Source organism: Streptomyces sp. NPDC058619 (assembly GCF_042717785.1).
Lineage (GTDB): Bacteria > Actinomycetota > Actinomycetes > Streptomycetales > Streptomycetaceae > Streptomyces.
Genome location: NZ_JBHXQN010000021.1, coordinates 42876 through 55798, shown reverse-complemented (window position 1 = coordinate 55798; position 12923 = coordinate 42876). Strand labels below are relative to the sequence as shown.

Annotated in this window: 12 protein-coding genes; 6 read left to right on the top strand and 6 right to left on the bottom strand. The window is 75.9% G+C overall.

What is annotated here, in order from left to right:
• Positions 1–58: 58 nt before the first annotated feature.
• Both ACFWTC_RS21405 and ACFWTC_RS21400 read left to right on the top strand, forming a co-directional pair.
• Complete coding sequence (locus ACFWTC_RS21405) at positions 59–2566, top strand: helicase-associated domain-containing protein (RefSeq protein WP_384028143.1); 2508 nt, start codon at positions 59–61, stop codon at positions 2564–2566.
• Positions 2567–2669: 103 nt separating this feature from the next.
• The gene (locus tag ACFWTC_RS21400; RefSeq protein WP_384028142.1) at positions 2670–3260 is read left to right on the top strand and encodes a DUF4291 domain-containing protein; all 591 of its coding nucleotides are present in this window, start codon (positions 2670–2672) and stop codon (positions 3258–3260) included.
• A 72-nt stretch (positions 3261–3332) separates the two neighbouring features.
• On the opposite strand, the gene ACFWTC_RS21395 is transcribed toward ACFWTC_RS21400, so the two are convergent.
• Positions 3333–3674 carry a hypothetical protein gene (locus ACFWTC_RS21395; RefSeq protein ID WP_384028141.1) on the bottom strand — a complete coding sequence of 114 codons (342 nt, stop codon included), beginning with the start codon at positions 3672–3674 and terminating at the stop codon, positions 3333–3335.
• A gap of 52 nt (positions 3675–3726) precedes the next feature.
• Between ACFWTC_RS21395 and ACFWTC_RS21390 the strand changes: the two genes are divergently transcribed.
• Entirely contained in the window at positions 3727–5370 is a 1644-nt protein-coding gene (locus ACFWTC_RS21390) for a DNA repair helicase XPB (protein WP_383916970.1), read from the top strand.
• Here the strand turns inward: ACFWTC_RS21390 and ACFWTC_RS21385 are convergent.
• Both ACFWTC_RS21385 and ACFWTC_RS21380 read right to left on the bottom strand, forming a co-directional pair.
• Entirely contained in the window at positions 5336–6205 is an 870-nt protein-coding gene (locus ACFWTC_RS21385; protein WP_384074372.1) for a glycosyltransferase family 87 protein, read from the bottom strand. The two genes, ACFWTC_RS21390 and ACFWTC_RS21385, sit on opposite strands and share 35 nt — an antisense overlap.
• A gap of 368 nt (positions 6206–6573) precedes the next feature.
• The gene (locus tag ACFWTC_RS21380; RefSeq protein ID WP_384028139.1) at positions 6574–6759 is read right to left on the bottom strand and encodes a hypothetical protein; all 186 of its coding nucleotides are present in this window, start codon (positions 6757–6759) and stop codon (positions 6574–6576) included.
• Between the two features lie 337 nt (positions 6760–7096).
• On the opposite strand from ACFWTC_RS21380, the gene ACFWTC_RS21375 reads away from it, so the two are divergent.
• Entirely contained in the window at positions 7097–9175 is a 2079-nt protein-coding gene (locus ACFWTC_RS21375) for a HelD family protein (protein ID WP_384028138.1), read from the top strand.
• Positions 9176–9300: 125 nt separating this feature from the next.
• On the opposite strand, the gene ACFWTC_RS21370 is transcribed toward ACFWTC_RS21375, so the two are convergent.
• Positions 9301–9993, bottom strand: a complete 693-nt coding sequence (locus tag ACFWTC_RS21370; protein WP_383916978.1) for a copper homeostasis protein CutC — start codon at positions 9991–9993, stop codon at positions 9301–9303.
• 151 nt (positions 9994–10144) lie between these two features.
• Here ACFWTC_RS21370 and ACFWTC_RS21365 point away from each other — a divergent pair, with 151 nt between their 5' ends.
• Together ACFWTC_RS21365 and ACFWTC_RS21360 are read left to right on the top strand one after the other, a co-directional pair.
• On the top strand, positions 10145–10804 hold the full coding sequence (locus ACFWTC_RS21365; RefSeq protein ID WP_384028137.1) for a hypothetical protein: 660 nt from the start codon (positions 10145–10147) through the stop codon (positions 10802–10804).
• 122 nt (positions 10805–10926) lie between these two features.
• Positions 10927–12147: a Cmx/CmrA family chloramphenicol efflux MFS transporter gene (locus ACFWTC_RS21360; RefSeq protein ID WP_383917064.1), complete on the top strand. Its 1221-nt coding sequence runs from the start codon at positions 10927–10929 to the stop codon at positions 12145–12147.
• 55 nt (positions 12148–12202) lie between these two features.
• Here ACFWTC_RS21360 and ACFWTC_RS21355 read toward each other — a convergent pair whose 3' ends face one another.
• Positions 12203–12469 carry a DUF4031 domain-containing protein gene (locus ACFWTC_RS21355; protein WP_383916984.1) on the bottom strand — a complete coding sequence of 89 codons (267 nt, stop codon included), beginning with the start codon at positions 12467–12469 and terminating at the stop codon, positions 12203–12205.
• Between the two features lie 7 nt (positions 12470–12476).
• Entirely contained in the window at positions 12477–12854 is a 378-nt protein-coding gene (locus tag ACFWTC_RS21350; RefSeq protein ID WP_383916986.1) for a hypothetical protein, read from the bottom strand.
• Between the last annotated feature and the right edge of the window lie 69 nt (positions 12855–12923).

Sequence of the window (12923 nt, the reverse complement as noted above, 5' to 3'; positions counted from 1 at the left end):
CGAAGGTAGCGCGTGCGCCCGTGGAGCTGTCGCGGGCGCAGCGGATACCGTTGGCCGGATGGGGACCGGCCGACTGACCGGCCGACGCGACCAGGAGGCGACTGTGCCCGAGGCAAGCACCGCAGCGGGAGACGCTGCCGGCAGCTCCGCAGGGAGCGCCGGGGCGGGCGCCCCGCGTTCGCTCGCCGAGGCGCTGCGCTCCCGCGACGACACCGCGCTCGCCGCCCTGCTGCGCGCGCGCCCCGACCTCCTCAGCCCCGTACCGGGCGACGTGACCCAGCTGGCCACCCGCGCCGGCACCCGGGCCTCGGTGGTACGGGCGCTGGAGCGCCTCGACCGGTTCGCGCTGCAGACGGCCGAGGCCCTGGCCGTGGCCCCGGACCCGTGCCCGTACCCGGTGCTGGAGTCGCTGCTCACCGGCGAGACCGGCACCACCGGGGAGGACAACGGGGCCCGCGCCGCACTCCCCCGGGCCCTGGCCACCCTGCGCGAGCAGGCCCTGGTGTGGGGCGACGAGGAGCGGGTGCGGCTGGTGCGCACCGCCCGCGAGTTGCTGGCCCCCTCGGCGCAGCGGCCCTCCCCGACCGGCCTCGGACCGACCGTCGCGGAGGCCACGTCCGGAATGTCGCCGACGCGCGTGCAGGAGATCGTGTCCGCGGCCGGACTGCCCGCCACGCACGACCCGGTGTCCGCGGTGTCGGCGCTGACCGGGCTGTTCACCGACCCGGAACGGATGTCCGCCCTGCTCGACGAAGCCCCGGCCGAGGCCCACCAGGTGCTGGGGCGGCTCGTGTGGGGCCCGCCGTACGGGGAGGTGACCCCGCATCCGACGGCTCCGGTGCGCTGGCTGCGCGACCGGGGGCTGCTGCTGCCCGCCTCGGCGCGGACCGTCGTCCTGCCCCGCGAGGTGGCACTGCACCTGCGGGGCGGGCTCGCGCACCGGGACACCGCGCCGGTCGCGCCGCCGGTGCCCGCGCACCGCGAGCACCGTCCACAGCTTGTGGACGCGAACGCCGCCGGGCAGGCGATGGCCGCGGTGTCGACCGTCGAGGAGCTGGTGAAGTCCTGGGAGTACGCCGGTCCGGCCGTGCTGCGGGCCGGCGGACTGTCCGTACGGGACCTCAAGCGGGCCGCGTCCTCCCTGGACGCCACCGAGGCGGCGGCGGCGTTCTGGGCCGAGCTGGCGTACGCGGCCGGGCTGCTGGCCGGCGACGGCGAGACGGACGAGCGCTACGCCCCCACCCCCGCCTTCGACCCCTGGTGCGAACTCCCGCCCGCCGAACGGTGGTCGGCCCTCGCGGCGGCCTGGCTGCCCGCGACCCGCACGGCCGGGCTGGTCGGCGAACAGGACGCCAAGGGGCGCACCCTGTCGGCGCTCGGCCCCGAACTCGACCGCTCCGCGGCCCCCGAGGTGCGCCGGCGGGTCCTCGAACTCCTCGCCGGGCTCCCCGAAGGCGGCTCCGCCGACCCCGACGCGCTGCTGGCCCGGCTCGCGTGGGAGCGCCCCGTGCGCGGGACCAGCGACCTGCGGGCCCGCCTCGCGCGCTGGGCGCTGGACGAGGCGGAGACCCTCGGCGTCACCGGCCGGGGCGCGCTGTCCGGGCCCGGCCGCGCCCTGCTGGAACACCGCGACCCGGCGCCGCTGATGGCCCCGCTGCTGCCGGAGCCGGTGGACCACGTCCTGCTCCAGGCCGACCTGACGGCGGTGGCCCCCGGCCCGCTGCGGCGGCCGCTCGGAGACACCCTGGCGGTCCTCGCGGACGTGGAGTCCAAGGGCGGGGCGACGGTGTACCGGTTCACGCCCGGTTCGGTGCGGCGCGCCCTGGACGCCGGGCACACCGCCGTCGACCTGCACGCCTTCCTCAAGGAGCACAGCCGCACCCCCGTCCCGCAGCCGCTGACGTACCTGATCGACGACGTGGCCCGGCGGCACGGGCACCTGCGGGTCGGGGCGGCCTCCTCCTACGTGCGGTGCGACGACGACGCGATGCTGGGCGAGATCCTCGCCGACAGGCGCTCGGCCGGGCTGGGCCTGCGCCGGATCGCCCCGACCGTGCTGGCCGCGCAGTCCGAACCGGGCGCGCTGCTCGACGGGTTGCGGGCGATGGGGTACGCGCCGGCCGCGGAATCCCGTACCGGGGACGTCCTGGTCGGCCGGGCCGACGCGCACCGCAGCCCGGCGCGCTCGGCGCCCGTACCGGTGCCGGAGGGGCCGCCGGTGCCGGACGCGACGCTGCTGGGGGCGGCCGTACGGGCCATCCGCGCGGGCGACCTGGCGGCGACGGCGGTCCGCAAGGAGCCGGCCCCGTCGGCCGGGGTGCCGGGCGGACTCCCGCGCACGAGCGCGGCGGAGACCCTGGCGACGGTGCAGGCGGCGGCGCTGACGGGCTCGGCGGTGTGGATCGGCTACGTGAACGCGGACGGGGCGGCGAGCCAGCGGGTCCTCGCCCCGGTCCGGGTGGAGGGCGGCTTCGTGACGGGCTACGACCACACGGCGGACGAGGTCCGCACGTACGCGCTCCACCGGATCACGGGCGTGGCGGAACTGGAGGAGGACCACCTCTGACCCGGGCGGGGGCGGGCGGGCCGCGGGCGGGGTCGCGGGGCCGGGCCGCCGGCCCGGGGGAAAACCGGTGGTCCTGCCGCGGGGCGCCCCGCAGGGTAGGGGCATGCACGACGTACCCCCGCGCCAGATCCGCGCGGCCCACACCGCCACCACGGTCACCGTCTACCAGGCGTACGCCCCCTCGCTCGGCCTGCCCGCCGCCCGCGACGGCCGCTTCCCGGCCGCCTGGAAGCGGGAGCGGATGACGTGGGTGAAGCCGTCGTTCCTGTGGATGATGTACCGCTGCGGCTGGGCCGCCAAGACCGACCAGGAGACGGTCCTCGCCGTGGAGATCACCCGCGACGGGTTCGACCGGGCGCTGGCCGGCGCCTGTTTGTCCCACTACTCCCCCGGCATCCACGCCGACCGCCCGGCCTGGCAGCGGGCCCTGCGGGAGTCGTCGGCCCGGGTCCAGTGGGACCCGGAGCGGGACGTGCGGCTCGACCCGCTCCCGTACCGCTCGCTCCAACTCGGGTTGTCCGGGCCCTCCTCACGCGCGTACGCCGACCAGTGGACGGTCTCCATCCGCGACGTGACCCCGCTGGCCCGGGAGGTCCACGGCCTGCTGCGGGCCGGGGACGCGGACGCCGCGCGCGCCCTCCTCCCGGCCGAGACCCCGTACCCCTCGGGCCCGTTGCCCCACCTCGGCGCGTAACCGGCCCGCGGAGCGCCCGAACGGCCGAACGCCCGGACCGCGCGGCCGCGCGGCCGCGCCCGGGCCAACGGGTCAGAGCGCGCGGCTGCCCCCGGGCCGGCGGGCGGCCTCGAGCTCCAGCAGCTCGTCCACCGACCACTGGTCGTAGACGTGCGCTCCGTACCGGGCCGCCACCACCGCCCCGTCGGGCGCGATCAGGAAGTCCGCGGGCAGCCCCAGCCGCCCGCCGCGCGGGTTCGCGTCCGGCAGCCGCTCGCGTCCGCGCAGCGCGGCGACGGCCGACCGCGCGACGGCCCGCAGGACCGGGCCCCACGCGCGGGGGTCGAGGAGCGCGCGGGGCGGATTCCACGCCGAACTCGCGGTACCGAAGTCCCGGGGCCTGCCGGGCCCTCCGAGCGCCGTGTTCCCGAACATCCGGCAGTACGGCACCATGGAGGTTTGGCCTGAATGAAACGGGGCGCTGCGCGTGAATGGTCCACTGATCGTCCAGAGCGACAAAACACTCCTCCTCGAGGTCGACCACGAGCTGGCCGGCGCCGCGCGCCGGGCCATCGCTCCCTTCGCCGAGCTGGAGCGGGCTCCCGAGCACATCCACACCTACCGGATCACCCCGCTCGGCCTCTGGAACGCCCGGGCCGCCGGGCACGACGCCGAGCAGGTCGTCGACGCGCTGGTCGAGTTCTCCCGCTACCCCGTCCCGCACGCGCTGCTGGTCGACGTCGCCGAGACCATGGCGCGCTACGGCCGCCTCACCCTCTCCAAGCACCCCGTGCACGGGCTGGTCCTGACCAGCACCGACCGGCCCGTGCTGGAGGAGATCCTGCGGTCCAAGAAGGTCGCCCCGCTCGTCGGGGCCCGGCTCGACGCCGACACCGTGGCCGTGCACCCCTCCGAGCGAGGGCAGATCAAGCAGACGCTGCTCAAGCTGGGCTGGCCCGCCGAGGACCTCGCCGGGTACGTGGACGGCGAGGCGCACCCGATCGAGCTGGACGAGAACGGCTGGGCCCTGCGCCCGTACCAGCAGCAGGCCGTCGAAGGGTTCTGGCACGGCGGCTCCGGTGTGGTCGTGCTGCCCTGCGGCGCCGGCAAGACGCTCGTCGGCGCCGGCGCCATGGCGATGGCCAAGGCGACCACGCTGATCCTGGTCACCAACACCGTCTCGGCCCGCCAGTGGAAGCACGAGCTGGTCAAGCGGACGTCGCTGACGGAGGACGAGATCGGCGAGTACTCCGGTACCCGCAAGGAGATCCGGCCCGTCACGATCGCCACGTACCAGGTCCTCACGACGAAGCGGAAGGGCGTCTACCCGCACCTGGAACTCTTCGACTCCCGGGACTGGGGCCTGATCGTCTACGACGAGGTGCACCTGCTGCCCGCGCCGGTCTTCAAGTTCACCGCCGACCTCCAGGCGCGGCGCCGGCTCGGCCTGACCGCCACGCTCGTGCGCGAGGACGGCCGCGAGTCGGACGTCTTCTCGCTCATCGGGCCGAAGCGGTTCGACGCGCCGTGGAAGGAGATCGAGGCGCAGGGCTACATCGCGCCCGCCGACTGCGTCGAGGTGCGGGTGAACCTGACGGAGTCGGAGCGGCTCGCGTACGCGACCGCCGAGACCGAGGAGAAGTACCGCTTCTGCGCGACGACCGCGACGAAGCGGAAGGTCACCGAGGCGCTGGTGCGCAAGCACAAGGGCGAGCAGACCCTCGTCATCGGCCAGTACATCGACCAGCTCGACGAGCTCGGCGAGCACCTGGACGCGCCCGTCATCAAGGGCGAGACCTCGAACGCGCAGCGCGAGAAGCTCTTCAACGCCTTCCGCGAGGGCGAGATCAGCGTGCTGGTCGTCTCGAAGGTCGCGAACTTCTCCATCGACCTGCCCGAGGCGACCGTCGCCATCCAGGTGTCGGGCACCTTCGGCTCCCGCCAGGAGGAGGCCCAGCGTCTCGGCCGGGTGCTGCGTCCGAAGGCGGACGGCCACGAGGCGCGGTTCTACTCGGTCGTCGCGCGCGACACCGTCGACCAGGACTTCGCGGCGCACCGCCAGCGCTTCCTCGCGGAACAGGGCTACGCCTACCGGATCATGGACGCCGACGAGATCCTGGCGAGCGACTGACCGTGCGGTCGGCCGTACCACCTGCCATGCCGCCTGCCGTGCGGCCGGCCTCGCCGGGTGCGGGCCGCCGCGGCGCGGGTACGGGCCCCTGCAACCGGTCGGCCGGGCCGGCTCCCCCGGTCCGGCCGGCCCCGCCGCGCGCGGCGGCGATCAGGGCGGTCAGCAGCGGTACGCACCACACCCACAGCTGGGCCCGGCCCGGCACCGACAGCAGGGCCCGGCCCGCCGTCGGCAGGTGACGGGTCCAGAACGCGTCGGAGGCCTCCGGGAGGACCAGCAGGCCCAGCAGGGCGGTACCGGCCAGGGCGGCCGCCGCCGTCAGGCCCGCCCGGGCGCGCTGGGTCAGCAGCAGGTACGGGATGAGCGCCGCCGCGGTGAGGACAGTCCCGGCGCCGATGCCCAGCGCGAAGCCCTTGCCGAGCGCGGCACCGGGCCGCCCGAGGTCCCACAGGACGAGGCAGGCGGCGGCGAGGCCGACCTGGCCGGGCAGCGCGGCCCCGGTCAGGGTGTCCAGCCACAGCCCGGCGACGGTGGCGGCCAGTACGGGCCGGCGCCGCGCCCGCAGTCCGGCCAGGCGGCACGAGAGCAGGATCAGCAGGGCGAGCAGACCGGCGCTGCCGAGGACGACGACGGCCTCCAGGACGCCGGCCGGCAGCCAGGCGGCGGGCGTGAACAGGATCGCCGCGAACGGCGGGTACGCGGCGGGCGGGCGCCAGTCGGCGGCGGCGACACCGTCGGCGGGCACGTGGGCCGGGGGGACGCGCAGAGCGACGCAGAGCACGCCCAGCGCGAGCAGCGAGCCGGTGAACAGCATGCCGGGGAGCGACGGCGGCAAGCGGCTTGGAACGGTGCTCCGGGTCACGCGCGTGACCCTAGTGGATCAGCCACGCCCCACACGGCCCCGGACCGCCCCGGCCCCGGCCCCGCCGCCCGCACGGCCCTACGGGCCACGCCCACGCACACGAACCCCGGCCCCCACACACCAAAGGCCCCCCACCCAGCGGCCCGACAACCCGCCGCCCAATCCCCCAAGGCGACCCGCGTCCCGGCACTCCGGCACTCCGGCCAGCACCGCGGGCCGGTCCGGCCCGCAGCCGGATCGGTGCCGCGCGAGGCGGCGCGGCGCCGGGGCAGCGCAGGGCCGGGGGGTCAGCGGCGTCGGGGCGGCGCGCGGCCGGGGCAGCGCAGGGCCGGGCCGGGGGGTCAGCGGCGTATGACGCCCGCGTCCTCGGCGTACTCGCCCAGGACGACGACGCTCACGGCGGTGGCCGCGATGACCTTCGCGGCGCGCAGCACGCCGCCCAGGCTGTGCCGGGGACGGAAGTCGGAGGTGGCGGTGGCGCCGCTCGGGCGGCCGCCCTGGATCGGGGTGAAGGTTGCGGTGCTCATGTATCCATGGTGCGTTTCCCGCGCGGATTCCACATCGCCCTCCGGACGGAATCCCGGGGCCCCCGGCATCCTCCTCCCGGCCCATGCCTCCCCCTAGTGGCTCTGCCCCGGGTATGACACCCCCAGGTACGACACCCGAACGGAGGTCCCGCCCCCAAGGGACTTCCGGCCCCCCCCAATCCGTTCGCACCGGACCGCGCCCCTCGCTAGAATCTCCGCTCCTGCCGCCTCCCGCCGCCTCACCGGGGAGAGCCGCCCGCCGCACGGAAACCGGCGGGCTCCTTGTTCGCACCCGCGCTTGTCCGCACCCGCGCACCCAGCAGCTGGAGGCAGTCCCGTGCCCGCGCACGCGCCCGCATCAGACCCGCACACCCCCGCACCACGGGACCCGCTCGCCCGCGAACGGTCCCACCTCGCCGCGTCCCGCTCCGCGCTCCGCGCCATGCGCGAGGACGCCGAGGCCCTCGACATCCGCGACGTGACCGCGAACTGGGTCAACGCGATCGTCCTGCAGGCCCAGATCGACGACCGCATCAAGTCCCTCGCCGACCTCTCCCACACCCCCCTCTTCTTCGGGCGGCTCAACTACCTGCACGCCCCGGGCGCGACCCTCGCCGAGGGCGCCGAGGGCGAGCAGTTCTACATCGGCCGCCGCCACGTCCACGACGCGGGCGGCGACCCGATGGTCATCGACTGGCGGGCGCCCGTCTCGCAGCCGTTCTACCGGGCCTCCAGGAAGGACCCCCAGGACGTCTCGCTGCGCCGCCGCTTCGGCTACACCGTCGGCGAGCTCACGGCGTACGAGGACGAGCACCTCTCCGACCCCGGCGAGGCGGCCGCCGTCAGCAAGCTGCTCCAGCAGGAGATCGAGCGGCCCCGCGTCGGCCCCATGCGGGACATCGTCGCGACGATCCAGCCCGAGCAGGACGAGATCGTCCGCTCCGGCCTCTCCGGTTCCGTCTGCGTGCAGGGCGGCCCCGGCACCGGGAAGACGGCCGTCGGCCTGCACCGCGTCGCGTACCTCCTCTACGCGCACCGCGACCGCCTCGCCCGTACGGGCACGCTCGTCATCGGGCCGAACCGTTCCTTCCTCCACTACATCGAGCAGGTCCTCCCGGCCCTCGGCGAGCTGGACGTCAAGCAGGCCACCGTCGACGACCTGGTCGCCCGCGACGGCCTGGAGGTACGCGCGACGGACGCCGCCGAAACCGCCGTCGTCAAGGGCGACGCCCGGATGGCGGAGGTGCTGCGCCGCGCGCTCGGCTCGCACGTCACCCCGCCCGCCGAGCCGCTGATGGTGGTCCGCGGCTCGCGCCGCTGGCGCGTGCCGGCGTACGAGCTCGCCGAGATGGTCGAGGAACTCCAGAACCGCGACATCCGCTACGGCGCCGCCCGTGACGCGCTGCCGCAGCGGATCGCGCACGCGGTGCTCGTACGGATGGAGCAGGCGGGCGAGGCGCCCGACGACCGCGTCCAGGACGCGGTGGCGCGCACCGCCGCCGTCAAGGCGGCGGTGAAGGAGTGCTGGCCGCCGGTCCAACCGGCGAAGCTGGTCCTGCGGCTCCTCGCCGACCCGGACTTCCTGGCCGCCCACGCGGAAGGGGTCCTGACCGCGGACGAGCAGAAGCTCCTCCTGTGGCCCAAGCCGTTCCGGAGCGTGAAGTCGGCGAAGTGGTCGGCGGCGGACCTGGTCCTGATCGACGAGGCCACCGACCTGGTGGAGCGGACGCACTCGCTGGGCCATGTCGTCCTCGACGAGGCCCAGGACCTGTCGCCGATGCAGTACCGGGCCGTGGGCCGGCGCTGCACGACGGGCTCCGCGACGGTCCTCGGCGACCTCGCGCAGGGCACCACCCCGTGGGCCACGCGCGGCTGGGACGAGGCCCTCACCCACCTCGGGAAGCCGCAGGCGGTGGTGGAGGAGCTGACGGCGGGCTTCCGCGTGCCGCGCGAGGTGATCGCGTACGCCTCCCGCCTGCTGCCGTCGATCTCCCCGGGCCTGGCCCCGGTCTCCTCGGTCCGCGAGACCCCCGGCTCGCTGCGGATCGCGGAGGTCGCCGATCCGACGGCGGCGGCGGTCGTGGCCTGCCGGGAGGCGCTGGCGCACGAGGGCTCGACCGGCCTGATCGCGGCGGACGCCCGCGTCCCGGCGCTCGCGGAGGCCCTGCTGGCGGCGGGGCTGCCGTACCTGTCGCCGGGCGAGGAGACGACGGCACAGTCGCGGCTGACGCTGGTGCCGGCGTCGCTGGCGAAGGGCCTGGAGTACGACTACGTGGTCCTGGACGAGCCGGCGGCGATCGTGGACGGCGAGCCCGACGAGCGGACGGGCCTGCGGCGGCTGTACGTCTGCCTCACCCGCGCCGTCTCGGGCCTGGCCCTCCTGCACGCCGCCCCGCTGCCCGCCGCCCTGGCCTGACGGCCCCGAACGGGGCGGGCGGGGGCGGGGGCGGAGCCGGTGGGTACGGCCCGGTCCGGCCCCCGGCCCGCCCGGCCCGCCGTTCCCGGCGCGCCTCTGCCCGCCTCGGGCCGCCGTTCCCGGCGTCAGTCCAGGGCCGACCGCCACCGCGCCACCGCGGCCGCCGACACCGGGCGTCCCCACCCGTCGGGGCGCGCCGCCCCGCCGATGTGGAACGCGTCCACGCCGGCCTCGCGCAGCACCGGCAGGTGCGACAGCGCCAGGCCGCCGCCGACCAGGATCCGCGCCTCGTACCCGGGCTCGCCCCGCCGCGCCGCCTCGGCCAGCAGCACCGGCAGGCCCTCGTCCACGCCGGCCGCGGAGCCCGCCGTCAGGTAGGTGTCCGGTCCGGCGGGCACCGGCTCGGCGAGGGCCTTGCGCAGCTGGTCCCGGTCCGCCGCCCGGTCGATCGCCCGGTGGAAGGTCCAGCGGCAGCCGTCCAGCTCCGCCACCACGGCCTCGACAGCCGCGAGGTCCGGGGTGCCGTCGGGGTTCAGGAAGCCGAGGACGAACTCGGTCGCCCCTTCCGACCGCAGCTCCCGCGCGGCCGTCAGCAGGAGCTCGGCGTCGCCCGCCGCGAACCCGTCCGTCGTGCGCAGCATGACGCGCAGCGGGATGTCGACCGCGGCCCTGATCGCCGCGAAGGTCTCGCGCGGCGGGGTGAGCCCGTCGGCGGCCATGTCGGTGACCAGTTCGAGTCGGTCCGCCCCACCGGCCTGGGCCGCGACCGCGTCCTCCGCGTCGAGGGCGATCACCTCCAGGAGCGCACGGTTGCTCATTCGATCCATCCTTCGGAAAGCTGCTCGGGTGACCCGACGGCCCGGTCGGGGCGCATGCGGTCAGAGTGGAAAATAGGTCTAGTCCAATATTGAGGGTACGGGCCCGCCCCTGGCACCACCAGCACAATCACGCCACCCCCACAATGTGCGCATGGACACAGGCACCCCGCGCCCCGACACGGCCGCCCTCCGCGCCCGCTGGCGGGCCACCACCGCCGCCGCCGGAGCCCCCGCCGACCGCGACCCCGACCCGTACGCCGACCGCCTCCTCGCCGCCTGGGCGGAGCCCCAGCGCACCTACCACACCACCGCGCACCTGGCCGACGTACTGGCGCGGATCGACGTACTGGCGCCGCACGCCGCCGACCCGGCCGCCGTCGAGCTCGCCGCCTGGTTCCACGACGCCGTCTACCGGCCCGACCGCTCCGAGAACGAGGAGCGCAGCGCCGCCATGGCCGAGCGCGCCCTCCCCGAGCTCGGCGTGGACCCGGCGCGCACCGCCGAGACGGCGCGGCTGGTCCGCCTCACCGTCACCCACGACCCCGCCCCCGGGGACACCAACGGCGAGGCGCTGTGCGACGCCGACCTGGCCGTCCTCGCGGGCGACGGGCCGGCGTACGCCGCCTACGCGGCCGCCGTCCGCGCCGAGTACGGGTTCGTCCCCGACGACGCCTTCCGCGACGGCCGCGCGGCCGTCCTGCGCCGGCTCCTGGACCTGCCCCGGCTCTTCCGCACCCCGTACGGGGCCGCGCACTGGGAGGCGCCGGCCCGCGCCAACCTCGCCGCGGAGCTCGCCGCGCTGACGGCCTGAGGCGCCGCGGCCGGGGCGCCCGTTCCGCCGCAGATGTCACGCAGCCGACACACGAACGGGGAATTCGAGCACGTTCGCGGTGGTTGGTGCCAGGCATGCCCGTAGCAGCCGCACGCCCCCGCATGCCCGTCGCCGTCTACGTCCTCGGCCTATCCGTCTTCGCACTCGGCACCAGTGAATTCATGCTCTCCGGGCTGCTGCCACCGATCGCCGAGGACATGGGCGTCACCATCCCGCAGGCGGGCCTGCTGATATCCGCCTTCGCGATCGGCATGGTCATCGGGGCGCCGCTGCTGGCCGTGGCCACCCTGCGGCTGCCGCGGCGCACCACCCTCGTCTCCCTCATCAGCCTCTTCGGCCTCGGGCAGGTCGCGGGTGCACTGGCCCCCTCGTACGAGCTGCTCTTCGCCTCGCGCGTCGTCTCGGCCCTCGCCTGCGCGGGCTTCTGGGCGGTCGGCGCGGCCGTCGCCATCGCCATGGTCGACAAGGACCAGCGGGCCCGCGCCATGGCCGTCATGATCGGCGGCCTGTCCATCGCCAACGTGCTGGGCGTCCCCGCCGGCGCCTTCCTCGGCGAGCACCTCGGCTGGCGCTCCGCGTTCTGGTCGGTGGGCGCCGCCTCCGCGATCGCGCTGGCCGGCATCCTGGTGCTGATCCCGAAGATCCCGCTGCCCGCCGAGAAGCCGCGCCTCGGGCGCGAGCTGCGCATCTACCGCGACCGCCAGGTGTGGCTGGCCATCGGCATCACGGCCCTGGCCGCGGGCGGCGTCTTCTGCGCGTTCAGCTACCTCTCGCCGCTGCTGACGGACGTGGCCGGGCTGGACTCGCAGTGGGTCCCGTGGATCCTCGGCCTCTTCGGCCTCGGCGCGCTCGTCGGCACCACCATCGGCGGCCGGGTCGCCGACGCGCACCTGTTCGGCGTGATGCTCTGGGGCATCACCGCCTCGACCGTCTTCCTGGCCGCGCTCGCCCTGCTGGCCGGGACCGCGGCCGCGGCGATCGCGCTGTCGTTCCTGCTCGGCTTCTCCGCCTTCTTCACCGCTCCGGCGCTCAACGCCCGCATGTTCAACGTGGCCGGCGCCGCCCCGACCCTGGCCGGCGCCACCACCACCGCCGCCTTCAACCTCGGCAACACCGGCGGCCCCTGGCTCGGCGGCACCGTGATCGACGCGGACCTCGGCTTCTCCGCCACCGCCTGGGCGGGCGCCGCCATGACGGTCACCGCCATCGCCCTGACCGTCATCGCCCTGCGCCTGGACCGCCGCACGCCGCTTCGTGCGACCCGCGTGATCGCCCAGGGCCCGGGCACCGCGACCCCGGTGGAACAGCCCGCCCACGCCTGAGCGCAGACCGTACGGGGAGGGGCCGCGCGCCCCGGCCGTGGCGTTCGGGGGACGGTTACAGCGGGCGGCCCTTCGGGCGGCGCAGGCCCGCGTCCGTGAGGCGGCGGACCAGTTCCTTGCTGCCGATCTCCACCGCGCCCGCGCCGACCGCGTCCGCGTACCGGTACGACGGCACGTCGTAGTGGTCGCGCTCGAAGGCCCGGGGCGGGCAGCCTATGGACGCCGCGAAGGCGTGCAGTTCCTCGTACGAGACGTCGCTGACCAGGTGCGACCACATGCGGCCGTGGCCCGGCCAGGTGGGCGGGTCGATGTACACCGTCACCGGCGCCTCACCGGCCCGGCCTCAGGACCGGGCCGAGGCCGCCCACCGCGGCGACCCTGACGCCCGCCTCCGGGCACACCCAGTGCGGGTCCGGGCCCAGCTCGGGGTCCACGTCCAGCGCGTGCGGGTCGCCGTGGCCGCAGACCGGGCACAGCGGCCAGCGGCCGTACTTCTCCAGCAGCGCGTCCTGGACGTCCTGGGCGACGAGTCCGGGAAGGAAGCCGGCCCCCTGCGGCCACTGCTCCACCCACCACCGGCGGTGCGTGACCGAGTCCTCGACGAGGGAGACGACGTCGGCCTCGGCGACCTCGGCCGCGGCGAGGTCGGCGAGTACGAGGGCGCGGGCGACGTGCAGCGCCTGCTCCAGCGGGGGTGCGTGTTCCATGGCCCCATTGTGAACCCGTGCGGGGCGTGTGGCGAAGGTCCCTTCCTGCCCGCGACGAATGGCGTCTTG